The organism is Paenibacillus naphthalenovorans (genome assembly GCF_900099895.1).
Lineage (GTDB): Bacteria > Bacillota > Bacilli > Paenibacillales > NBRC-103111 > Paenibacillus_G > Paenibacillus_G naphthalenovorans.
In genome coordinates this window covers 1-22,402 of record NZ_FNDY01000014.1, presented here as the reverse complement: position 1 = coordinate 22,402, position 22,402 = coordinate 1, and the positions used below count along the sequence as shown (strand labels likewise).

19 protein-coding genes and 1 rRNA gene are annotated in these 22,402 nt (G+C 47.7%); 19 read left to right on the top strand and 1 reads right to left on the bottom strand.

Going from position 1 to position 22,402, the window contains the following annotated elements:
• Window positions 1-62: 62 nt before the first annotated feature.
• The 15 genes from BLT35_RS14670 (at window position 63) to BLT35_RS14595 (ending at window position 19,186) form a co-directional block, all read left to right on the top strand.
• Complete coding sequence (locus tag BLT35_RS14670; RefSeq protein ID WP_074728670.1) at window positions 63-512, top strand: hypothetical protein; 450 nt, start codon at window positions 63-65, stop codon at window positions 510-512.
• 199 nt (window positions 513-711) lie between these two features.
• Complete coding sequence (locus tag BLT35_RS14665) at window positions 712-1,794, top strand: S-layer homology domain-containing protein (protein ID WP_074728668.1); 1,083 nt, start codon at window positions 712-714, stop codon at window positions 1,792-1,794.
• 12 nt (window positions 1,795-1,806) lie between these two features.
• Window positions 1,807-8,229 carry a glycoside hydrolase family 78 protein gene (locus tag BLT35_RS26255; RefSeq protein ID WP_083351305.1) on the top strand — a complete coding sequence of 2,141 codons (6,423 nt, stop codon included), beginning with the start codon at window positions 1,807-1,809 and terminating at the stop codon, window positions 8,227-8,229.
• A 315-nt stretch (window positions 8,230-8,544) separates the two neighbouring features.
• Entirely contained in the window at window positions 8,545-8,922 is a 378-nt protein-coding gene (locus BLT35_RS14650) for a hypothetical protein (protein WP_054819580.1), read from the top strand.
• 228 nt (window positions 8,923-9,150) lie between these two features.
• Window positions 9,151-9,438, top strand: coding sequence for an Asp-tRNA(Asn)/Glu-tRNA(Gln) amidotransferase subunit GatC (gene gatC, locus BLT35_RS14645; RefSeq protein WP_062409663.1), 288 nt, complete (start codon window positions 9,151-9,153; stop codon window positions 9,436-9,438).
• 28 nt (window positions 9,439-9,466) lie between these two features.
• Window positions 9,467-10,924: an Asp-tRNA(Asn)/Glu-tRNA(Gln) amidotransferase subunit GatA gene (gene gatA / locus BLT35_RS14640; RefSeq protein WP_062409662.1), complete on the top strand. Its 1,458-nt coding sequence runs from the start codon at window positions 9,467-9,469 to the stop codon at window positions 10,922-10,924.
• A 19-nt stretch (window positions 10,925-10,943) separates the two neighbouring features.
• Window positions 10,944-12,392 (top strand): Asp-tRNA(Asn)/Glu-tRNA(Gln) amidotransferase subunit GatB, encoded by a 1,449-nt coding sequence (gene gatB, locus BLT35_RS14635; protein ID WP_062409661.1) that lies wholly within the window; start codon window positions 10,944-10,946, stop codon window positions 12,390-12,392.
• Window positions 12,393-12,495: 103 nt separating this feature from the next.
• On the top strand, window positions 12,496-12,948 hold the full coding sequence (locus tag BLT35_RS14630; protein WP_054819583.1) for a GNAT family N-acetyltransferase: 453 nt from the start codon (window positions 12,496-12,498) through the stop codon (window positions 12,946-12,948).
• A 209-nt stretch (window positions 12,949-13,157) separates the two neighbouring features.
• Entirely contained in the window at window positions 13,158-13,850 is a 693-nt protein-coding gene (locus tag BLT35_RS14625) for an MgtC/SapB family protein (protein WP_074728666.1), read from the top strand.
• 76 nt (window positions 13,851-13,926) lie between these two features.
• Window positions 13,927-14,532: an RNA polymerase sigma factor gene (locus BLT35_RS14620; RefSeq protein ID WP_254777568.1), complete on the top strand. Its 606-nt coding sequence runs from the start codon at window positions 13,927-13,929 to the stop codon at window positions 14,530-14,532.
• A complete protein-coding gene (locus BLT35_RS14615) occupies window positions 14,483-14,950 on the top strand; it encodes an anti-sigma factor (RefSeq protein ID WP_074728662.1) in 468 nt (155 codons plus the stop codon). The genes BLT35_RS14620 and BLT35_RS14615 overlap by 50 nt, the downstream gene beginning before the upstream one ends.
• A 13-nt stretch (window positions 14,951-14,963) precedes the next feature.
• Window positions 14,964-15,614 (top strand): hypothetical protein, encoded by a 651-nt coding sequence (locus BLT35_RS14610; protein WP_074728660.1) that lies wholly within the window; start codon window positions 14,964-14,966, stop codon window positions 15,612-15,614.
• A 12-nt stretch (window positions 15,615-15,626) separates the two neighbouring features.
• Window positions 15,627-16,871, top strand: a complete 1,245-nt coding sequence (locus BLT35_RS14605; protein WP_074728658.1) for a DUF4097 family beta strand repeat-containing protein — start codon at window positions 15,627-15,629, stop codon at window positions 16,869-16,871.
• Between the two features lie 63 nt (window positions 16,872-16,934).
• Window positions 16,935-17,366, top strand: coding sequence for a Fur family transcriptional regulator (locus tag BLT35_RS14600; RefSeq protein ID WP_062409655.1), 432 nt, complete (start codon window positions 16,935-16,937; stop codon window positions 17,364-17,366).
• Between the two features lie 104 nt (window positions 17,367-17,470).
• The gene (locus tag BLT35_RS14595; protein WP_074728656.1) at window positions 17,471-19,186 is read left to right on the top strand and encodes a glycosyl hydrolase family 18 protein; all 1,716 of its coding nucleotides are present in this window, start codon (window positions 17,471-17,473) and stop codon (window positions 19,184-19,186) included.
• A gap of 76 nt (window positions 19,187-19,262) precedes the next feature.
• On the opposite strand, the gene BLT35_RS14590 is transcribed toward BLT35_RS14595, so the two are convergent.
• Window positions 19,263-19,655, bottom strand: coding sequence for a DUF2614 family zinc ribbon-containing protein (locus tag BLT35_RS14590; RefSeq protein ID WP_062409653.1), 393 nt, complete (start codon window positions 19,653-19,655; stop codon window positions 19,263-19,265).
• A 136-nt stretch (window positions 19,656-19,791) separates the two neighbouring features.
• Here BLT35_RS14590 and BLT35_RS14585 point away from each other — a divergent pair, with 136 nt between their 5' ends.
• From BLT35_RS14585 to BLT35_RS14570, 4 genes are all read left to right on the top strand, one after another.
• Window positions 19,792-20,676, top strand: a complete 885-nt coding sequence (locus BLT35_RS14585) for a nucleotidyltransferase-like protein (protein WP_074728654.1) — start codon at window positions 19,792-19,794, stop codon at window positions 20,674-20,676.
• 245 nt (window positions 20,677-20,921) lie between these two features.
• Entirely contained in the window at window positions 20,922-21,122 is a 201-nt protein-coding gene (thiS, locus tag BLT35_RS14580) for a sulfur carrier protein ThiS (protein WP_074728652.1), read from the top strand.
• 32 nt (window positions 21,123-21,154) lie between these two features.
• Window positions 21,155-21,928, top strand: coding sequence for a thiazole synthase (locus tag BLT35_RS14575; protein WP_054819591.1), 774 nt, complete (start codon window positions 21,155-21,157; stop codon window positions 21,926-21,928).
• Between the two features lie 375 nt (window positions 21,929-22,303).
• Window positions 22,304-22,402: ribosomal RNA gene (locus tag BLT35_RS14570) — 16S ribosomal RNA — on the top strand; the annotation flags it as partial.

Below are 22,402 nucleotides of genomic sequence, written 5' to 3'. Positions count from 1 at the left end.
ACACCATAAACGAAACTATCACTCCGCAAGCTACGTGCGATTCCGAGAAGGATCCGGGAACCATGACAGGCACTTTAACTATCCAGAAGCCGTATATTGATTGGAAAGAGAATAATACCTTTACGGTCGTTGTAGAGCCTAAAGGATGTACGCTGGATAAGTTCAAGTGGACCATGTCGGGTAATGGCGGATCTATAACGATGCCTCCAGCCGGAGCAGCGGACAACGGCTGGTACAAAAACACAAGCGGTAACACGAACGGGTATTTATTTACATTCAATAATGCCCTCAAGCAATATCCGGGCAGCATCCAAAGCGGGAAGGTGACAGTTACTTTCACGGCACTGGACAGCTGCGGTACGGAGAGCGTCATAGGCCCGAAAGATTTTGAAATAGGCTCTCCACCCCCGAATAATCCTCCCGAGCTGCGAGTCAGTTTTACCAACGCCTCCGGGGAAGAAATTGGACAAGCCATAGTTGTGGATACAATGATGTTAAGGGTTTTCCTGTAAGACATCATTAGTTCAACTACTCCGGCAGCGCGTAACGCGCTTTGCGGAGCCTAAGTTGAACTAGCTTGGGAAGCTGGTCTTTGACGATTTTTTCCTATGGTATGCGTTGCCATGCGGCAAGCGAATCGACCGCTGTTATACAGTTTACATGGCTGCTTTTAGATTTCGAGTTAAATAACATCCATTAGGAGTGAATTGCATGAAAAAAGTTGTTCTTATTACCACAATGATGTCATTACTCATGACCGGCTGCAATCAATACGCGTCTGCGAACGTGGCCTTTAATGATACAAAAGATCATTGGGCCGAAGCAGCTATTAACGCGGCAGTCAAAAACGGTTACGTTGACGGATATGAGGACGGCAGCTTTAAACCTGAGCAAAATGTAAGCCGCGCCGAGTTTATTAAATTAGTCGTTTCAGCCGTGAAGCTTAGTCTTCCTGAAGCAAAGGATGGGGAAGATTGGTACACACCTTATGTCACAGCCGCTAAAGAAAAAAATATCTATCATACGGAAGACTTTACGAGCGGGGATCTAAACACTCCAATATCCAGGCTTGAAATGTCGCTTATATCCTTGCGTGCAACACGGGAGGATATGCAGCAGGAAGGGGTCTTGATGGACAACGATTCCGTGATGTTCAATGCCACGAAGACGGGTTTGATTCAAGGATTGTCCAGAGGGGAACTAGGACCGGATAAGCCAACGACAAGAGCGCAATCCGTAACCATCATCGAGCGCATACTTAAATTAAACAAAGGGGATACCCTTCCCGTAGATAAAATAGCCTTGGGTAACGCCGAAATCGCTTTACGCGGCACAAACTTTGAAACGGCATACGGGCTAAGACAAGCGGTTACTCTCCCGATTGAGCATGATTTGAATAAAGATATCAAGATGAAGATTAAGGAGATTATTTTCTTTGATTCTTCGGATAAGGAGTCTCCTTATTGGGATCTTCTGGCCAATAGTGAACGACAAGACAATCTGGATAACAGTTACTACTTTGCATACAAGATTGAATTTACTACAGAATCGGAAAGAGATTATAACTTGCGTGTCAAAGATAATTTTAAAATGGTAGGGTGGTTTTCTGTGACTTCAGATAGCAGCCGCCGCGTTTCGGTCATTGGTTCAAATTTAGTAGGATCGAGAGAAGGTTACGTGATTTTTGCTCTCACCAAAGATAGTACCGAAGGGGCCGCGTATCAACGTGAAGCATTAAGAAATAGTGCTTATTATTTGGGACAAAAGCGTTTTCCATTATTTATCAAAGAATAAAGGGGCTTTTCGATGAATAAAAAGCGCTTTTCGTTGGTAATGTTAGCTGTCTTTCTGGCACAATTCATACTGCCTTTCATTGAATATCAAGTTGCATATGCAGCCAAATCCAAAACAATGTATATCGATTTCCAATCAGGCACGTTAAGCGATCAACCAGTCACCGGTGAACATTATTCTGCCAACAGCTCGTGGTCAAAAAACATTGATCTTTCTCCTTATATTGATGGCACAGTAAAAGAGGTAACGGTCACAGTAGGCCCAGGACAAACCGCAACACGATCCATAAGTGGCAATACCGTTACAATTCATGTAAATGGAAATGGGCTAACGGTTTATGGTAGGGCAGATACAAATCCCGGTCATCAAATTTATCGTTTACCTGATGGAAAACGGTGGGAACACAAGGGAGCAAACACAAGCATTTATCAATTTGATCCGGACGATGCAGCCTCTGGGGGTATTACACAAAGGCCGGGGATTATTCCTGATGAGGGCTATATCAGGCCGGCAAGCTCCTCGACGGCCAGTTCGACGCCTACCACATATAATGGAACGAATAAGGAAGGTAACGATCTAAGGTATCTGTATGGTAGTCCACCTAAAGATATGGTGGATATTGCCCCAAACTGGAATATGAATGGAGCTGCGGTGACGAGATCTTACAATGTACCTCCTCCATCTGTATTCTATAAAACTCAACCAACCAATATTAATCCTGAACCCAAAGATCCGGTCCCACTTGTTGATCCAAACAGCATTCGATTAACAGGTGCTTCGGAAAAGCATATTGGTATCGAACCATACTCTTGGGGATACATTAATGGATCAAATCAAATTGCGGTTCGACGGGTATTAAATACCGTTTGTACATTCGAGTCGAAAGACCCTAATCCTGTAGGTGACCCAGATGATTGTATAATTGAAAGCAAAAATACAGGATACGGCCAACTCAATAACTATGTAATGGAAGTCAATACAGATTGGCAAGCAAAGACCTACATTTACAGCATGGGGAAGGTTGAGATTACTTATGAAATACCAGCCACCCCCGACCTCGCCGCTCAGGAAATCAAAGTCGATAATGCTTGTATCCCGGTAGGAAGCACACAAACCATCAGGTATTCGTACAAGAACATTGGCGTAAGCACCTCCACGGCGTTCACGGTGCAGCTAAAAGTAGATGGTGTGGTCGTCAAAACAGAGAATGCGTCAGGCGGGGCCAACAATGGTGTGCTGCTGGGAGGAACTTATTCTTATACATTCAGTACAGCTGCGCCTAAAATCTTCTCATTGGTCGTAGACTCCGGTAATACCGTTGGAGATACGAATCGATCGAATAACACCACTAATGAAACGTTTACCCCCCAAGCGACTTGTGAAACAACGCCTCCTCCTACACAAGAACCAGGAACTTTAACGGGGGAATTAACGATCCAAAAAGGTTTTTTGCCTTGGAAGGAAAATAACGTTTTTACGGTTGAAACCAGACCGCAAGGGTGTGAGCTGAGTAAGTTTAAATGGCACATGTCCGGTAACGGCGGGGAGTTGACCATGCCGCCTCCTGGAGCAGCAGATCATGGTTGGTATCCGAACACAAGTGGTAACACGAACTCCTGGGTGTTCGCTTTTGATCATGCTACTAAGCAGTATCCGGCCAATATGAAAAGCGGTACGGTTACGGTAACCTTCATTGCATTAGACAGCTGCGGAGTCGAAAGAACCATTGGGCCGAAGACGTTTGAAATCGGACCGCCGCCGCCTAATAACCCTCCGCAGCTTAGAGTTACATTCGTAGATACAGCGGGTGAACCGATCAGCACGGCGATTGTCGGAGATACGGTAGGGTTAAAGGTAACGGAGCTGAAAGATCCTGACGGCGACCCGATTACGTTCTATTGGGATTTTGAGGACCCTATGAACACCACCGAGTGGGTGCGCGGGCTGCCAGGGAAACACAGCTGGAGTAAGCCTTACACTAGACAAAGTTATTCAGGCATGACCGCGGATGTATTGGGTATGCAAGTGGTTTGCGCATACGCTGCCGATGGTGTTAGTTCTACTAATGCTTGTGCTAACCTGGATGTAGTCCCCCCAAACCCAATACCTAAAATAAAGGGACAGCAGGTAATTAAAGTAGGTCGTCCATTAACCATTCCTTGGGATTCAAGCGAAAGCTATTCACCGGTAAAAGGTCGCATGATTGACCATACAAAGGATGAATGGATAAACGCCAAGCAGAGTTATTCTGTAGTCGGTACTGAAAAAATTCAATTGCATGTCTATGACAATACCGGCCTAAAATCGTTGGAGCCTGATACATGGGATTTAACGGTCATTCCGGACCAACCGCCCGTGATTGATTTTCAGTACAGCGCCACAGTGTCCAGAGTAGGAACAGCAAAATTTCGAAATGCCTCTTACAGCCCAGATGGGGATACGATAGTTCAGTACAGGGTTACTTATGGCTATGATGCTAACAACAATGGAAATTGCACTCCGACCAGCACTCTTATATCTTCTAATAATGAAGTTTTTGATTTTAAGCCAGATAAGGTAGGGAAGTATTGCTTCCGTGTTTATGCCAAAGAGGATTATGGAAAAGATGCTTACAAAGATTATGTTGTCGAATCTATTAATGACAGTCCAGAAGTATCCTTCACGGTAAGTGGTGAAACTACTGAACCGGAACCGGCGATCTGGAATGGGATTCCTAACGGAGATTTCCTAACTGACAGTTGGATAAATACCACTTTGGATAAGAATGTTATTCCTAAATTCGCATGGAGGATTTCACCTGCGGGAACTTTATCTACTGGAGTTAGGACCGACAACATAAGCAGCATATCTCCGGGACAATATAAAATGCCATCACTTGCATTACCAGATGCTCCGGGAACACTAGCAGGAGGGTATGGTAGTCTGCCGGGTATTACTTTCTTTTCTACCCCCGACTATTATTTGGGAAATAATATGTTTTTGGTTGGTGGTTACCAGTCATGGTATGAAAGGCAGAGACTTTATATAACAGGGTTCCACCTTCCTCAACCGATACAGTTAATAGAATTCCCTTTCGACTCTCGCTATACTGTTCACGTAAAAGAAGATGTGGGAGAGGTAATAGTACTTCATTCAAATCAGTTCGCGGTCCAAGGAAGTCCTTACGATATTACAACTCAGTGGAAAAGGTATAAAATAGCCTCCTTGCGGGGTGGAAATATATCTATAGATGCTTCTGGATCTTATAGAATGCAAAATTCTAGTGGTTGGTTTGGACCAACGAATAAATCAGGGGTATTCCCGACATACAGTGATGGATCAAGTCCATTTGATTTACAAGTTTTGATGAAATTCAACTATGACTATAAATCTCTAGACTTGACTAATCGTATAATAAAGTCCTACACCTTTGACAACCTAACAACTCCATACAAGGTAGAGACCTACACGGACGTTCCATCAGAAACGGGGGACTTTGGTGGGCCAAAAGTACATCCCGGTACGATGGGAAGCGTTAGCTTCAGGGCCCCTAGCGGAAACATCTATTTCACTGCACAATACTATATGTATAAGTTTGACGGTGATACAGGAAAGATTACCAGAATTGGTCAAGCAGGGAGTTGGTCTGAACGTGCAACCATAAGTGGTGTTAATGAGGATGAAACTTTAGTTAGGTATAACCTAACCTACGATAGTAGTGTTTCTGGAGGCCAACAGTACAGATACCTTGATGTCGCAACAGGTCAATCTCACTGGGCAACTATACCTGCTGGATTCAATACAAACTTTGACTTAGACACTGATTTGGGGTTCGACGGCGACATAAACGGCAGATCACTGGAATACAGCAGAGTAAAAGAAACCAGGACCGGTAATTTTCTTTTTGACACATCTTGTAACACTTATGCATACAATCAACTTACTGTTATATCTGAGAATCTTTATATAATGTGTGGGCAAGTCTATAGTTTCACTCCTAGTAGTTCACAAACTCAGAACACTAACGAACATTTTAGTTTCGGTCAAATAATGAAGCCATCCATGTCTCCTTTATTTGATGCGACTATTCAGTGGGAACAAAAAGCTAATGCCACGTACTTGGATTACATTCCTTACGGAATGTCTTTCAGAATTCAAGACTCGAAAAATATGTATCGTCTAGAGTCTATGAAAGACAGATTGAGATTAGTAAAAATTGTTAACGGAAGAAAAACAACGATCTCCGAAATTGCTAGAAGTTCATTTAATAATGCTTGGTATAATTATCAAATAAAAATGAACGGTAACAGATTTAGGATATATGAAAATGGGACTCTTGTTATAGATAAAACAGATTCCACTTTTTCTTCCGGAACATTTGGACCTTATTCCCTACAGGAATACTCTGAGTTCAAGGGCATACGCTATGCCATTTATCCACCGCAAACATCCAAGTATCTTAATGGATACGCTCTAGTGGACAAGGAGGTTAAATACGAGCATACTTTTTCTGACCCAGAAAACGATCCAAGATATGATAACGGGACCCAATGGAAATACGCCCATGTGGACACCACCATATTCTTGGACACCGGGGACGGGAAGAGCGGATTGTCCAGCCGTCACGGACAAACCGTAACAACGCCTATCCTGAATTTTGATAAGGTTGGAGTGTATAAGATCGAGTACAGGGCGCCGGATGATCCGCACCCTAATCACAGGCTGGCGGACGGATCTCAAGCATTCCAGGATTACTCAAAATACTCAGATTGGTACACTCAGCAGCTTATTGTTCATCGGGCTCCAATATCTAAATTCACGCTAAGCCTAGCAGCTGATAATACCGTTGCTTGGACCGATCACAGCTTCGATCCGGACCGGTGTTATGCAAAAGGCAACTGCCAAGCGCCTTATGCCGACAACAGTGGGATTTACGCCAAAAAGTTTTATTACGTGACACCTAGCGGCAACACGGTCGCTTCCAAACTGGTTAGACCTACGGAGTCGGGAGTTTACACCGTATATATGGCGGTTCAGGATGAATACGGGGCATGGAGCGATTGGTATGAGCAAACCATTACGGTTACCGTCATACCGCCGCCAAATGTACCGCCGACAGTGACGCTTACGTTCCCTACAGGTACCCAAGCCAATCCGACACCTGTCAGCTTGCAGCCGACCATACGATGGAATCAGGCGGATGCTAATCCAGGAACGATTTTTACCGTATTCAACCTCATGATAAAGGATGAAGCCGGTTTTTGCGTCGAATGCTTGAATCACCAGGTTATGGACACAACGGCAGCCTCCTGGGCCTGGACCATGGAAAATCGTTTGCTTATGGGTCAGAAGTATTCGGCGCAGGTTCAGGTCAGCGATGGGGAAGCCTGGTCGGGGTGGAGTAATATCGGATGGATGACGACAAACCGTCCTCCTGAGGCTTATATGAGTTATCCTTATGGAACACAGGCGAATCCGACGATAGCCAATACGCTGCGGCCTACGCTTGCTTGGTCGCAGACAGACCCGGACCCGGGAACCCTATTCACTCATTTCCAGATTCAAATTACTAATGAGGCAAATACGGCCATGGTGCTGGATAGCGGAAAAATTGTTCAAAACACCGCAAGCACAAGCGCATCCTGGACTGTAACGAGCGATCTGCCGGCAGGGCAAAAACTCAGGGTGCGCGTGATGGTGTGGGACCAATACGGAGCTGCATCCGACTGGTCTCCGCAAGCATGGCTTTATATTAACCGCGCGCCAAGCGGCACACTTACTATTGCAAGCCCAATTTATGAACACGATACGCCTGCGTTTACGGTTATTTCATCCGATCCTGACGGAGACGCTTTGTCCATAACCGTTGAAAGCAGCTTTAACGGAGGCGAATTCTCAACCATCCGGCAGTGGCATAACGTTCCTTCGGGACAGCAAAGCGTGTTTACTTATGGCCCTATACCCGAAGGTAACTATGTGTTCCGACTTACGATTCATGATGGTTGGGGAGGAATGTTTCAACAAACGTATTCCTTTGTGGTCCTTCCGTTGGATATTACGGGATGGGTAAACCACACACCGGAGTGGGAAAGTTACCGTCAGGCCTGGAATGCGAAATACCCGCAGCGGCAAAGGGGCGAAAGGGATTTTTGGGCCGGAGAAGCGTTCGAGCTGGCCGCTCAGGTGACGGATACGGGTGTAAGCGCAACGAAGCCCGACGATGTGGATGCGACGCTAATCGAAACGGGAGAGACCGTCCCTCTTACCGGCAGCAATGATATTCGCTTCACAGGGCAGCTGCTGAATACGGATCACGTTCGTATGCTGCAAAACGGAGAGGAGTACACATTCCGGTTCAAAGTCCGTTGGACGAACGGCTTGGAGCAAACGACGGATGTACCCGTTCGTATCATAGGAAGCATGTATGATGTCATCGTGAATCAAATCCGGCACTAACCGGTCGAATAAGCGGAGGATTCGCTACGAATTCTCCGCCTTTTTTTAACGTTTAAGGAATTATGCAAAGATAACCTCTTCTCTTCAAAAAAAGATGATGATATGATTAAATCAAAGGCAGGCAATCTCAAGCATTGCTTGGCCAACGAAATAATGATAAAATTAATAGAATTCATATTAATGCTTCTGGCACCAGTGCAAACAACGATTCATGAATTATCTTGCAGTTACTAATCTATCAAAACAATTGATCATATATGATTTTTGACATGAATCAAGAGGCAAGGGCCGGTAGGACCAAGAGGGGGAGCGTCCATGCTGCGTTTAGGGCAAAAAGTTTATATTGTCGGCGACAGTTTTGAACAAAATTTGCCGATCGGCGAATATGGATATATCATTGCGTATGACCGTAATGCGGATAATGTATTTGATTATGTGGTACGCGTACCGAAGGTGAATAAGCATTATTTTGTACCCGGGGCCGATGTTGAGCTTGAGGAAGTGCTGCTGCAGCAGGAGGTTGACCGGGTGGAGCGGGAGGCGCTGATCGATTATGCGCTTGCCACGAAGAATGAAGAACTGTTTCGCCGCATCATGAACGGCGATTCAGAGGAGCCGGTCGCCGATACGAACAAGGATGTTCAGACACGCGAAGATTTTATTAAACAAATCCACTTGAAAGCGTGGATTTAACGTCAAATACTGCACTAACATACGGTCAAGAAAACACCGGCTGGAAGGTGATTTTTTGGCCGTTTTTGTGTTCATTCTCATAGTGACCGGTGAATCCGGAACGACGTATTCGTTCATCTCCTAGTTATATTGTCTATTACACGCCTGTCCTATACGCTGACAATTGAGTTCAAAATCCATCTAGGCTATAATGAAAAGAATGATTGCTTAAAGAGTGAGGTGCAGGAAATGAGTATTACGATCAAGGATGTGGAGCACGTAGCCGCATTGGCCAGACTTGAACTTGGGGATCAGGAAAAGGAGCGGTTCACTGAGCAATTGAATGCCATATTGAAATATGCCGAGCAGTTGAATCAGCTGGATACGGACGGCGTTGAGCCGACAAGCCATGCGATGCCGCTCGTGAATGTCATGCGCGAAGATGTCGTTAAGCCCTCTTTGCCGATCGAGAAGGTTCTGCTGAATGCGCCGGATGAAGAAGACGGACAGATCAAGGTGCCGGCGGTATTGGAATAACGTAAGACTACGAAGGGAGGATTTTTGCTTGTCTTTGCTTAATTTGCGTCTGCAAGAATTACATAACAAGCTTCATGCCAAAGAAATCACGGTCACCGATCTGGTGGACGAATCGTATAAACGAATTGCTGCAGTAGATCATAAGGTGAGAGCTTTTCTCAAGCTGGATGAAGAAAACGCGCGAAAGGCGGCCAAAGCTTTGGACGAGCATTCCGGAGAGGGGCATCCCCGCGGACTGCTTTTCGGTCTGCCTATCGGCGTGAAAGATAACATCGTCACCGAAGGCGTGACGACGACCTGCGCAAGTCAATTTCTCAGCAATTACAATCCGATCTATGATGCCACCGTCGTGAGCAAGCTGAAGGAAGCTGAGGCAATCTCCGTGGGCAAGCTGAACATGGATGAGTTTGCCATGGGAGGCTCGGGCGAGAATTCCAGTTTTTATCCAACACACAACCCCTGGAATCTTGAATATGTTCCGGGCGGCTCCAGCAGTGGTTCCGCCGCGGCGGTAGCGGCCGGCGAAGTGTATTTCTCGCTTGGCTCGGATACCGGCGGGTCGATTCGGCAGCCGGCGGCGTACTGTGGCATTGTAGGTATGAAGCCGACATACGGCCTGGTGTCCCGTTATGGTTTGGTGGCTTTTGCTTCCTCACTCGACCAAATCGGGCCGCTGACCAAAAACGTGGAGGACAGTGCTTACCTGCTTCAAGCGATTGCAGGCCACGATCCGAAGGATTCGACATCCTTGAATACGGAAATTCCCGACTATATCAGCGCATTGACAGGTGACGTCCGGGGATTGCGTATTGCTGTACCGAAGGAATACCTTGGTCAGGGAATCGATCCGAAGGTGAAGGATGCTGTGCTGACGGCATTGAAAGTGCTAGAAGGGTTGGGAGCCGTCGTGGAAGAAGTATCCCTTCCGCATTCGGAGTATGCCGTTGCCGCCTATTATCTTTTGGCGTCCTCGGAGGCGTCCTCCAATCTGGCTCGTTTCGACGGAGTGCGGTATGGCGTACGCGCCGACAATCCAAAGAATTTACTGGACGTATATCTGAAATCCCGCAGCGAAGGCTTCGGAAATGAAGTAAAGCGCCGGATTATGCTCGGCACTTACGCATTAAGCTCCGGCTATTACGATGCTTACTATTTGAAGGCGCAAAAAGTGCGCACTTTGATTAAACGCGACTTCGAACAAGTGTTTGAAAAATATGACGTGGTCATCGGGCCGACTGCGCCGACAACGGCTTTCCGCATCGGTTCGCAGACAGAGGACCCGCTCACCATGTATTTGAACGATATTCTGACGATCCCTGTCAATCTGGCCGGCATACCAGCGATCAGCGTTCCTTGCGGATTCTCGGACGGATTGCCGGTAGGTCTGCAAATTATCGGCAAAGCGCTCGATGAATCGACGATTCTCCGCGTAGCCCATGCTTACGAGCAGCACACCGACTTCCACAAGCAGCGTCCGCAGCTGTAATAGAAAGGAGCAACCTTAAGTGACAGCAGCAACCGATAAGAAATACGAAACCGTCATCGGACTCGAGGTGCACGTGGAATTGCACACGAAATCCAAGATTTTCTGCGGCTGCTCCACCTCATTTGGAGCTCCGCCGAACACGCATACCTGTCCGGTTTGTTTAGGACATCCCGGCGTGCTTCCCGTACTGAACAAGCAGGCGGTGGAATATGCCATGAAGGCAGCAATGGCGCTCAATTGCCGGATCGCAACGGAAAGTAAATTCGACCGGAAAAACTATTTTTACCCTGACTCCCCTAAAGCTTACCAAATTTCGCAGTATGACAAGCCGATAGGCGAGCATGGCTGGATTGAGATCGAAGTGAACGGCGAGACGAAGCGCATCGGCATTACGCGCGTCCATCTGGAGGAGGATGCGGGCAAGCTTACGCACGTGGACGGAGGATATGCGACGCTTGCCGACTACAACCGCGTCGGCACTCCGTTGATTGAGATTGTATCCGAACCGGATCTCCGTTCTCCAGAGGAAGCGCGCGCATATCTGGAGAAGATCAAGGCCATCATGCAATATTGCGACGTTTCCGACGTGAAGATGGAGGAAGGTTCCCTGCGCTGCGACGCAAACATCAGCTTGCGTCCTTTCGGGCAAAAGGAATTCGGTACGAAAACCGAGCTCAAAAACATGAACTCGTTCCGCGGCGTTCAACGCGGTCTGGAATACGAGGAATGGCGGCAAGCAGACGTGCTGGATAGCGGGGGCCATATCGTGCAGGAGACGCGCCGCTGGGATGAGGCCCAAGGCAAGACGCTGACGATGCGCAGCAAGGAGGAGGCTCACGACTATCGCTATTTCCCCGATCCGGACCTGGTCTCTCTGTATATTGATGAGGAATGGAAGGCTCGCGTCCGCGCATCGATTCCTGAACTGCCGGATGCGCGCAAGAAACGCTACGTCAGCGAATATGGTTTGCCGAGCTACGACGCGGAGGTCATTACCTCTTCCATCAAGCTTGCTGATTTCTTCGAGGAGAGCTTGAACTTCACGAAAGACGCCAAGGCGGTTTCCAACTGGATTATGGGCGACCTGCTCGGATATTTGAACGCCAACAGCCTGGAGCTTGCCGACGTGAAAATTACGGGTAAAGGTCTGGGAGAAATGATCGGGCTTATCGAAAAAGGAACGATCAGCAGCAAAATCGCCAAAACCGTATTCAAGTCTATGCTGGAAACGGGCAAAGACCCTCAGACCATTGTTGAAGAGCAAGGTCTGGTGCAGATCAGTGATGAAGGGGCGATTAAAGCCGTTGTCGATCAGATTGTGAATAACAATCCGCAATCGGTTGCCGATTATAAGGCGGGCAAAGAAAAAGCGGTCGGCTTCCTGGTCGGACAAGTCATGAAGGAAACCAAGGGCAAAGCCAATCCGGGTCTGGTAAACAAGCTGATTATCGAACGTCTTAACGCATAATGTAAATCCAAAGTGGTATGCGCCTCGGTCCGGCGTGGCAATTGGGTGTGCCGGACTTTGGAGGTCATTACCGCTTTCTTTATGCACAAAGGGGGCGAAATCCATGATTCGTGCAATCGATCTGAACGATACGCAGGAAGTGCTGGAGTTCCTCACCCTGCAGCTAACCGCTTATCGGGTGGAGGCGGAGCTGATCGGTTTTGAGGAAATTCCTCCGTTGTTTGATTCCCCGCTCAGCTTAAAAGAATCCGGGGAATCGTTCTTCGGTTATTATGAAGAAGGAAAGCTCAGAGGTGCCGCGGCATGCAAACAGAGCGCCAGAGAATTGACGATCAGCCGCATGATGGTGTATCCGGATTGTTTTCGCCGCGGAATTGCAAGCAAACTGCTGAAGCACCTTGAGCAATTTGCGCTGCCGGGGATGAGGATTATCGTATATACGGGGACGAACAATATTCCTGCCGTTCAATTGTATGATAAACATGGATACCAGCCGCTTCAGATGCAGTTGGTGGCGCCGGGGATTACATTAACGAAATTCCAGAAAGTGTTATAATCGCGGCAGTTTACGGTTTTTCACGATCCGTTCGTGCCGCCCGATAGGGAACCAACAGATAAGGCCTGTTTCGGCCTTTTTTTGCTTTTTATAGGGAAATATAGCATATAGAGGCACCCGGCATTTTTTTGCAAAGTCTCCAGTAACGAACCTTTCCGTGTTACAATAATCTTCATTAATCTTTATCATTGATCGGGAGGCGACGGTTTATGAATGATCCGTGGACAATTGACACGCTGCATATTACGCTTCGTTTACTGCTGGCCTTATTGTTAGGTGGAGTCATCGGATTCGAACGGGAGCAAAATAATCGTGCAGCCGGACTGCGCACACATATTCTCGTATGCCTTGGGTCTACGCTGATCATGCTGTTGTCGATGTATGGGTTTGCTGAATTCGCCAAGCTGGATAATGTCCGGTTGGATCCTGCCCGGCTCGCGGCACAGGTGATCAGCGGCATCGGATTTTTAGGAGCGGGAACGATTCTTTTCACCGGTAAGTCTATCACGGGGCTTACAACGGCGGCTTCCTTGTGGGTTGTCGCAGCCATTGGCCTTGCCGTCGGCGCAGGATTTTATTATGCTTCGGTTCTGACTTGTGCGCTGGCTTTGGTCAGTCTTTTTTTACTAAACCTCGTCGAGCAAAAATATTTTCACACGAAAAAAACGCTTTTTTTTAAGCTGGAGGCTACCGATAGTCCAAGTCTTCTCGGCCGAGTTGTTACTATGCTGAGCAAGCAAGGCAACGTCATTCAAAAGCTTTCGGTGGAAGAAATTTCCATGGAGAATGGGAATCGGCTTCAGATTACTTTAATGCTTCGCTTAGCCAAGAATGTAAAGGTTGCCCAAACGGTGGAGGAACTGATGAGCCTGGATGGAGTGAACTCGGTTTCATGCGATTAATTTTTGGCGCAAAGTGAAGGGATTTTGGAATGCGCCGCGTCTAAGAGAGTGAAATAAGAAACAGCAAGGCGGTGAAATGATGGAAATCATGACGGATGAACAGCTGGCCGACCAGGTCCGTCAGGGTGATCATGAAGCTTATCGGGAGCTGATTGAACGCCATAAGGACTATATTTATACGCTGATCTACCGCATGATTGAGCATCGCGAAACCGCCGAGGATTTGACGCAGGAAGTATTTATCAAGCTTTACCGTTCACTGGATCGCTTTCGCGGGGAGTCGCAACTGAAGACCTGGATTTACCGCCTTACTGTCAATATGGTGACGGATTATCTGCGCTCCCGGCGCAGAAGGCCGCACGAGGCGGTGTTGGACAAAGTCAAAAGCTGGTTCGGCGACCGAAAGCAAGAACCGGAAGCCCGCGCGCTGCAAAAGGAAGAACAGCAAACCGTACTGACGCTGCTCGCAGAACTGCCTGAGAAATACAGGCTCATCATGTATTTGTACCATTACAAGCAGTTAACCTATCAGGAAATATCGGAGACTACCGGGCTGCCGCTCAAGACCATTGAGACGAGATTATATCGGGGTAAAGCACTGCTGAAAGAAAAATGGCTGGAGGTGCGGGATCATGGCTGTCATGCATCCGAACGATCAAGAGCTGCAACGATATCTGAATAGAAGGTGCTCCGCGAAGGAAGACCGACGAATCGGTTATCATATCAAAGCGTGCTCCGGCTGCCGCAGGAGAATCTCCGTTTTACTGGACATGGAGATGGCTTTAGAGGAGCTTCCTGTTCTGCAGGCTCCAAGTGATCTGGCAGACCGGGTGATGTCTTCGATCGAAGTCGAAGCTTCATCGGTTCATTCCGGACGGGACTCGGGTCGAACTGCTGTGAGCGGGAAGCGGCGCGCGTATTGGCGTTCCGAACTGATCAACGGGCTGGTCGCCACCGCGGCAACTTATTTATTTATTAGTACCGGCATTGTAGGGAAACTGATCAACCTCGATGCGGGCGAGCTTGAGGCCGGTCTACGCTCCGGTGCAATCCAGTTCCTTCAGGCCGTCGGAAAGGTTTCGCGTCATTTGCTGTTCTAAGGAGGAGTCACCAATGCAAGGTCAGGATCAATCGAAAGATCCGAATATCCATAAAGACGACCAAGAAGAAGCTTTTTTACGGGAGAGAATGGAACGCTACGGGCAGGCCCGCAGGCGGCAGCCTTATGATCCGTTCTTTGAACAGCGGTTGCCCCGTAAAAACAAATGGATCGCCGGAATTCTTTCCTTTTTGATCCCCGGTACGGGTCAGCTCTACTTGGGTCTCATGCGGCGGGGCATGGGCATCATGCTGCTGTTGATTATCGATATTTTTGCCATTGTATTTTTTGCCACAAGCAAAGCGACAAGCATCCCGCTCATTGTTTTATTCTCTCTGCTTGTGCCTGTCATTTATTTCTATAATATCTTTGATGCGCTGCAGCAGACGGACAAAGTCAACTATGCCGGTTCTTCTTATGGCGTTGGCCATAGTGCACGGGACGAAGAAGGGATGTTCTTCCCGGGGGAGGAGCCGAGAAAGCCAAAGCTTCGGGGGAACGGATTCGGCTATGTATTGATTGCTGCAGGGGCGCTCCTTATACTTGTGAACGGTAAACCGGCTTGGCTTGATCATGTGTTTGATTTTTTGGGATCGTCAACCGGAGCAGTGATCCTGATTGCCGTAGGGCTCTATATGTTCATTAAGGAATCGACGAAAAAATAAGGAGAGACACATATGCATAAAGCAGGTCGCTTTACTGCGGCGGTTCTGCTCGTGCTGGTCGGCGGAGCCGTGATTGCGGACAGGAGGATGAATACGAACTTCACGACGGTGCTTATAGATTGGTGGCCGCTGCTGTTCATCTTTTTGGGCGTGGAATATATTTTGTTCAATATGAAATACGGGAACAGCGAACGCCAACTGAAGCTGGATTTGGGGGGCATCATCTTTGCCGTCATGATCTCAGCGGTGGTGATTGTGAGCACACAGACAACGGATTTTTTAAAAAAGTTCGACGGATTCCATTTTTCGCAAGCCATTGAATCCATAACTTCCGAAGGGTACCGGTTTGATAAAGACGTGACGTTGATTCCGCTTTCTTCTGATACGGAAACCATACGAATCGGTAACCTGTCGGGTAACGTTGTCGTACAATCGGGTCAGGTTGATCAAGTGCAGGTGGAGCTTACTGTCATCGTGAAGGCGGACAATGAAAACGAAGCCAAGCCGATTGCAGATGAGTCCAGGCTGGAATTTGATGAAAGCGACGGCACGCTTGATATTCAGGCAGTTGCCAAGGAGTATCCGGGATCCTTTTTCGGCAGCCGGAAGCCGCGGATGGATCTGGTGGTCACCCTGCCGGAGAAACAGAAGGTCAATCTGGATATGAAGCTGGAGAATGGTAAAATCAATGCTGCAAGACTTCCAATAAAAGAACGGTTTACCGGGAAAACTACAAACGGAGAAATTCAGGTATCTGAATTGAATGGCGATTTGCGCTTCACCACGTCTAACGGCCGGATTCTGGCAGCGCACACACAAGGCAGCTTGAATCTGAAAACCTCAAACGGACGGGTTGAAGTCAACAACCATCAAGGCGATGCAGTGATAGAGTCTACCAACGGAGAAATTCGTGCGATGAATGCATCGGGGACGATTCAAACGGAGACCTCCAATGGAGCCATTGTGATTGATGGTGTGCTAAAAGAAGTTAAGGCACATACAAGCAACGGATCCGTCGACATTTCAAGCCGAACGGTGGATGGAGATTGGGATGTCAAGACATCGAATGGGAAGATTGACGTGAAGCTTCCGTCTGCCGGGGACTATCGGGTTGAAGGAAAAGGCAGCGAAGATGGTATTCAGACCAATCTTCCGCTGATAGTACAAAGAGATACGGTTACCGGAATCATCGGCGGAGGGCAGCATCGGATCCGGCTGGAGACGAATGACTCTCTGTCTATCCAAATGATGAATTGACAATTTACCCGGCATGCGAATAGAATAAAGTGATGTATTTTCTTTGAGCGGGCGGTGCACACCATGAACCTTGCTTTAGAACAAGCGTTAAACAAACTCAAGACGATGGGCGTTCGAATGACTCCGCAGCGGCATGCCATTTTATCCTATTTGCTTGATACGATAATTCACCCAACGGCGGATGAAATTTATAAGGCGCTGTCGCCGCGTTTTCCCAGCATGAGCGTTGCCACCGTATACAATAACCTTAAAGTGTTTATTGAGGCCGGATTGGTTCGGGAGTTGACGTACGGCGATCATTCCAGCCGGTTTGATGCGAATTTGTCCGATCATTACCATGCGCTCTGCGAGCGGTGCGGCAAACTGGTTGATTTTGCTTATAAGCCTTTGAACGATTTGGAACAGGCGGCGGGAGAATTGACGGGTTTTCACGTGAAGAGTCACCGTGTTGAAGTGTACGGCATATGTTCCGATTGCGCGATGCAATCCACATGATAGATTGATAGATTTAAGGTATAATGGACGTGTTCGTTCCGCCTGTTGGCGCTCGAATACGTCTTTTCTTTTTATCTCAACATTGTGGATACGGGAGTGAAGCCATGCGTCGTGGGAAAAAACGTAGAAAGCCCCTGCTGCTTATGACGATTGCCGTTATGTGCGGCATGGTTTTCGGACTTTATTATTGGTCGGTCTATGTGCCGAGCTCCAAGCATGAAGAACCGGGCTTTGAAGGGAATCCGAAACCGGTGTTTTATCAAGGGACCATGCTTAATGATCCGGCCATCGGGTCTAAAGAAAGTTTAAAACTCCCTTTGGACATTGTGAAAGAACACATCGATTCGTCTCTGATTTACGAGGAATCATCCGAATCGACTATTATAACCACTCAAGATAAGGTAGTTCGACTGCGGACAAGCGAACTGACGGGAATGATGAATGAGAAACCGTTCAAACTCCGTTTTCCGCTGGAAAAAAAGGACGACAAGGTGTACCTTCCCATTGATCCGCTAAAAGACCTGTATGAGATCGAACTGCGCGAGTCCGAAGAGACCGGTGCGGTGCTGATGTTTAAAGCAGGCGATACCGTGCGTTGGTATCAGGCAGTTTCATATCCCGGCAAGCCGGACCGAACGATTCCCATGCGTCGGGATCCCTCGATTAAAGCGATCATTTTAGCCGACGTGAAGCAGGGAGAGAAGGTGATGGTATGGGATGAGCATGAACAGTGGCTGCGTGTTCAGCTAACCAGCGGTTATATGGGGTATATTCGCAAGGAGCAGCTGGTTGCCGATCAGGAGGAGACCATTCCCCAAAAGAAGCCTGTCGCCGAATTCGTTCCCAAGCAGCCGGTCAGCGGAAAAGTGAATTTAACCTGGGAGCATGTGGTCACCAAAAATCCGGATACCTCCAACATTCCTCCGATGCCGGGAGTCAATGTGGTCAGTCCCACCTGGTTTCATTTGGAAGACGGGGAAGGCAATTTGAATAACCTGGCCGATCCGGCCTATGTCAAATGGGCCCACGAGAGGGGATACCGGGTTTGGGCACTCTTCAGCAATGGGTTTGACCCGAAAAGGACGACCGATGCCTTATCCACTTACGATAAACGGATGACCATGATCAAGCAGCTGCTCGCTTTCACGCAGATGTACTCGCTTGATGGCATTAATATTGATTTTGAAAACGTGTATCTCAAAGATAAACAAAATCTGGTTCAATTCGTCCGTGAAATGACGCCGCTTATGCATGAACAGGGGCTCATTGTCTCGATAGATGTAACGCCGATATCCAGCAGCGAGACGTGGTCTCTCTTTTACGACCGTAAAGCGCTTGTGGAGTCGGTCGATTACATGATGCTGATGGCTTATGACGAGCATTGGGCAAGCAGTCCGAAGGCAGGGTCAGTGGCATCGCTGCCTTGGGTGGAACAGTCCATCGTTGCGCTCCTTGAGGAGGATATCCCCCCGTCAAAGCTGATTTTGGGAATACCTTTTTATACCAGGGAATGGACGGAGGAAGTGAAGGACGGAAAAACCAACGTGAGCTCAAGGGCCGTGTTCATGGATAGGTCGCAGCGGATCATCAAGGAGAAGAACCTGACTCCTGTTTTTTCTGCAGAAACCGGTCAAAACTATATCGAATACGAGGAAGACGGCAAGCGCAAAAAAATCTGGATCGAGGATGAGACCTCGGTTAAAGCGAGAATTGCACTGGTGAATAAATATCATCTTGCCGGAGTCGCTTCCTGGCGCAGAGGCTTTGAGAACCCGCAGGCGTGGAACTGGATTCATTCGACGCTCGAATCAAAGCAATAAAAAACTGGCTTTGCCGTAACGCGGCGAAGCCAGTTTTTTTGTGTCGGCTACCGGGATGAGGCCGGCAAACTCCCGATCAAGTAGAGGATGTCGTTTCGCTTCGGCTGACCGAAGTACCGGCAGTTTCCTCCGGATTTTCGCTCGGAGCGTATTTGGGGTCGAATGTTAAAATGGTTTTGCAGTACATACAGCGGTCGGTTTTGCCCAGCATTTTGGTATGCTTTCCGCATTCAGGACATACCAGTACCGTGGCGCTTGTTGACATCATGCCTGCTGTAAAATAAACGGCCATACTGACCAGCATGGAAATTCCGCCAAGCACCATGCACGTCGCCGCTAGGATGCGCCCTATTTTTCCCCATTCAAAGACGATACCCGCAAGTCCGGTAATCATGAGCAGCATCCCGCCCATCGTCAGAAGGAGCCCCCATAACCGGAATTCATTTACTTTACTTGACTTGAACCTCATTAACGTCACTTCTTTCATAGGAATAATTATGTGAATTTTGACACAAAACCTTGGCAGGAAACTGAATTTGAATGTAGAAATAATCATAAATATTGCATTATTTGATTCTTGCGCTCAAAGTCAGGAGGCTTCCTTGATGGAATCAGTAAAACAATATTGGGTTGAAAAACTCCGGCAGGATGAAGCTGTCATCAGTGTGTCGGCAGTCGGTAGCCCTTCGATGTTCTCTTCCGTGACGGACGGATTCGATATTCTGCTTCTTGTCGTCAGTCATGACAATAAACGAACTTATCAACAAATTCATTATATAAAAGACAACCTACGTATACAAGAAAGGTGGATCAGTCCTGATGCGTTGGAGCAGTGGATCCTGCATGCAGAACACAGCAACTTGATTTATTGGATCTTAAAAGGGGAGATACTTTTGGATCGGAATACGTATATGGAGAGCTTGCGTCATAAGATCCTTGAATTCCCGGTTGAGCTGCGGGAGCGCAAGCTTCTTATTGAATTCTCCAAGTTTTTGCGGTGCTACCTGCAGAGTAAAGAATATATATTAAACGAGCATTTTCTGGACGCTTACAACAATATTCTTGAAGCGCTGCGCCACTGGGCGCGGATTGTCATTATTGAATCGGGAAGCCATCCCGAGGTTACCGTATGGCGTCAAGTGAAAACGATTAATCCCGGGATTTATAAATTGTACGAGGAGCTCACCTTAAGCAGGGAAACGTTAAAACAGCGAGTGCAGCTGGTTTTGCTGGCTTGTGAATTTTCCGTGATGTCGAAGATGGAGAACTGCTGCAAGCTGCTTATCGATTTGCTTGCGAGCAGAGAGGAAGCCTGGAGCCTGCAGGAACTGCAGCAGGTTCCGAAGCTGGCAGATGTGAAAGCGGAGCTTCCGCTGCTGGTGAGCAAGCTGGTCAAAAAATCGCTGGCCAAAGAGGTGATCTTTACGATCGACTCTGAATTCTCCGTGCTTGAGCTTCGTTATAAAGGTGTCAAGAACCAAAGTTTGTGATATAATGTCAACAATTGAATAGCCACTAGGGGAGCCTTCATGCAAGCGGGGCTGAGATAAAGAAGCGAATTCTTTGACCCTTGGAACCTGATTACGGCAGTCCGCAGAACGCGGACGGCAACTGGATCATACCAGCGTAGGGAAGTGGACGAATGTTTACGGATTTGTTGTAAGGCATTTGCTCATCAAGTCGACCTGCTCTGGGTTGGCTTTTTTTTATGTACGGATTTAGAGGAGGTGAACGGATGAGACTCATCGTGAACGGGGAGCCAAGAGAAATGGACAACGTTTCTACGGTAGCGGAAATGCTGGCGGCGTTCAAACTGGAGAACAAAATATTGGTAGTGGAATTGAACAAGGAAATAATTGAACGCGGCACATATAACGAGACGCATCTGAATGATGGCGACCGGGTGGAGATCGTCCATTTTGTCGGCGGAGGTTAACATATTTTTGTACAATGAAGGAGATAATGAACATGAGTGAAACGTTGAAAATTGGTCCTTATGAATTTAAATCCCGGTTGCTTTTGGGTACGGGGAAATTTACGGATCTGAAAATTCAGGAACAAGCTGTTCGTGTCTCGGAGGCGGAGGTACTGACGTTTGCCATTCGCAGATTGCCGATCGATAACCCGGATGCACCTAACTTTCTTGAAACCTTGGATTTGAAAAAGTTTACCCTACTGCCTAATACAGCCGGTGCCTATACGGTAGAAGAAGCGGTGCGGATTGCCCGTCTCGCGAAAGCTTCCGGATTGTGCGATATGATCAAAGTTGAAGTGATCGGTGATCCAAGAACCCTGCTGCCGGATCCGGTCGGCACCCTTGAAGCGACCAAAATATTGGTGGATGAAGGCTTTATTGTACTTCCTTATACTTCAGACGATCCGATACTTGCGCGCAAGCTGCAGGAAGCGGGAGCTGCGGCGGTGATGCCGGGCGCTTCGCCGATCGGCTCCGGTCAAGGTATCGTAAACCCGAATAATTTGCGATTTATTTTGGAAGAAGCGAAGGTGCCGATTATCGTTGATGCTGGAATTGGCGGACCTGCCGATGCCGCTTTGGCAATGGAGCTTGGAGCAGACGGCGTTCTACTGAATACGGCAGTGGCCGGAGCGGGTGATCCGGTTCTGATGGCTGAAGCGTTTAAACTGGCTGTCGAGGCGGGACGCAAGGGCTTTATTGCCGGCCGGATCCCTAAAAAACGGTATGCCTCCGCGAGCAGTCCGGTTGAAGGTATGATTGAATAATGGAAAGCAGGAGCTCTTTGGCCCTAAGGTACAGCAGAGCTCCTTTATTTTTTTGTTCCGGACGCTTGACTTTCAAATTGGGGATATGTTAAATTAATTTTCGCCGCTTCAAACGGCTTACCGTGATGAAGCCTCTCGATGAAGAATAGAAATAAATGTTTTTAAAAAAATGCTTGCATTGAGATAGGCGAATATGGTATATTATAAAAGTCGCCGCTAAACGAGGTGACAACAAGCGACAAAGTTGAAAAATCCTTGTACAGCAAGGTTTTAGCAGTAAAATTGCCCTTTGAAAACTGAACAACGAGTGAGTGTAAAGATAGAGAATCGATAGATTCTCGCCAGTAGTAGATGTATGAGCTAATCAGCTTTTCTTTCATGGAGAGTTTGATCCTGGCTCAGGACGAACGCTGGCGGCGTGCCTAATACATGCAAGTCGAGCGCTAGGGGTGCTCCCTTAGGGGAGACCCCCTG

What these genes read in the sequence shown, in the direction of transcription:
- BLT35_RS14670 (WP_074728670.1), top strand. Translation starts at nt 63, where the DNA reads ATGACAGGCACTTTAACTATCCAGAAGCCGTATATTGATTGGAAAGAG.
- BLT35_RS14665 (WP_074728668.1), top strand. Translation starts at nt 712, where the DNA reads ATGAAAAAAGTTGTTCTTATTACCACAATGATGTCATTACTCATGACC.
- BLT35_RS26255 (WP_083351305.1), top strand. Translation starts at nt 1,807, where the DNA reads ATGAATAAAAAGCGCTTTTCGTTGGTAATGTTAGCTGTCTTTCTGGCA.
- BLT35_RS14650 (WP_054819580.1), top strand. Translation starts at nt 8,545, where the DNA reads ATGCTGCGTTTAGGGCAAAAAGTTTATATTGTCGGCGACAGTTTTGAA.
- gatC (WP_062409663.1), top strand. Translation starts at nt 9,151, where the DNA reads ATGAGTATTACGATCAAGGATGTGGAGCACGTAGCCGCATTGGCCAGA.
- BLT35_RS14630 (WP_054819583.1), top strand. Translation starts at nt 12,496, where the DNA reads ATGATTCGTGCAATCGATCTGAACGATACGCAGGAAGTGCTGGAGTTC.
- BLT35_RS14625 (WP_074728666.1), top strand. Translation starts at nt 13,158, where the DNA reads ATGAATGATCCGTGGACAATTGACACGCTGCATATTACGCTTCGTTTA.
- BLT35_RS14620 (WP_254777568.1), top strand. Translation starts at nt 13,927, where the DNA reads ATGATGGAAATCATGACGGATGAACAGCTGGCCGACCAGGTCCGTCAG.
- BLT35_RS14615 (WP_074728662.1), top strand. Translation starts at nt 14,483, where the DNA reads ATGGCTGTCATGCATCCGAACGATCAAGAGCTGCAACGATATCTGAAT.
- BLT35_RS14610 (WP_074728660.1), top strand. Translation starts at nt 14,964, where the DNA reads ATGCAAGGTCAGGATCAATCGAAAGATCCGAATATCCATAAAGACGAC.
- BLT35_RS14605 (WP_074728658.1), top strand. Translation starts at nt 15,627, where the DNA reads ATGCATAAAGCAGGTCGCTTTACTGCGGCGGTTCTGCTCGTGCTGGTC.
- BLT35_RS14600 (WP_062409655.1), top strand. Translation starts at nt 16,935, where the DNA reads ATGAACCTTGCTTTAGAACAAGCGTTAAACAAACTCAAGACGATGGGC.
- BLT35_RS14595 (WP_074728656.1), top strand. Translation starts at nt 17,471, where the DNA reads ATGCGTCGTGGGAAAAAACGTAGAAAGCCCCTGCTGCTTATGACGATT.
- BLT35_RS14590 (WP_062409653.1), bottom strand. Translation starts at nt 19,655, where the DNA reads ATGAGGTTCAAGTCAAGTAAAGTAAATGAATTCCGGTTATGGGGGCTC.
- BLT35_RS14585 (WP_074728654.1), top strand. Translation starts at nt 19,792, where the DNA reads ATGGAATCAGTAAAACAATATTGGGTTGAAAAACTCCGGCAGGATGAA.
- thiS (WP_074728652.1), top strand. Translation starts at nt 20,922, where the DNA reads ATGAGACTCATCGTGAACGGGGAGCCAAGAGAAATGGACAACGTTTCT.
- BLT35_RS14575 (WP_054819591.1), top strand. Translation starts at nt 21,155, where the DNA reads ATGAGTGAAACGTTGAAAATTGGTCCTTATGAATTTAAATCCCGGTTG.